This is a genomic window from Nitratidesulfovibrio liaohensis (assembly GCF_011682075.1).
In the GTDB taxonomy this organism is placed as follows: domain Bacteria; phylum Desulfobacterota; class Desulfovibrionia; order Desulfovibrionales; family Desulfovibrionaceae; genus Cupidesulfovibrio; species Cupidesulfovibrio liaohensis.
The window spans coordinates 1-709 of sequence record NZ_VSMK01000721.1 but is presented as its reverse complement, the minus strand read 5'-3'; the positions used below and the strand labels follow the sequence as shown (position 1 = coordinate 709).

General features: G+C 72.5%; 1 protein-coding gene. It reads right to left on the bottom strand.

The features are described 5' to 3' along the window. On the bottom strand, window positions 1-709 hold a 709-nt coding region (locus FVW27_RS18190; protein WP_167127915.1), incomplete at both ends, for a glycosyltransferase.

Genomic DNA, 709 nt, shown 5'->3' with positions numbered 1-709 from the left:
CGTGAAGATGGCGCGCGCGCCCTCCAGCAACGCGCCCCAAGCCGCGCGCCAGCGCACGATGTCCGTATTGCCCAGCTGTGGCGTTTCCGCCGCGATGCACGCCCCGCAGCGCCACGGCGCGCCGTGCGCAGTCCCCCCGTCTCCGTCCAGCGCTGTGGGGCAGGGATAGCCGTCCGGCCCGATGCAGGTGATGCGCGGGCACAGGGCGGACAGGTCGTGCGCGGTGACGTCGCAGGGGATTTCCAGCAGCCGGGCCATGAGCGGCAGCAGTTCCGGCGCGGCGTGGGGGTAGCCCGCCAGATTGTGGACATGGATGTGGTCAACGCGCAACTCAGCCAGCACTTCCAGCAGCGCGCCGAAGTCGGGCGGCAGGTCGAAGGCCAGGTTGGGCAGGTGCAGGGGGCCGGTTCCGCAGGCAGGACCAGCATCGCGGAGAGGGCCAGCGCCGCAGGAAGGTTCGGGCAGGTTCAGGGTCCACACGCAGCCCGCGTCGTTTCCGCGCGGGCGCAGCACCAGCGCGGGCGTGCCTTCCGCCGCCAGTCGGTCGCACAGGTCACGCACGTGGCGTTCGGTGCCGCCGCCCCAGTTGTGGGTGACCATCAGCACCGGGCGGGCCGCGTCGTTGCCAGGCGTGTGCGTCGTACTGCTGTCGAACGCGTGCGCCCTACCGGGGAAGCGCCGCGCCAGCGCGCCACGCAACCGCGCCAGA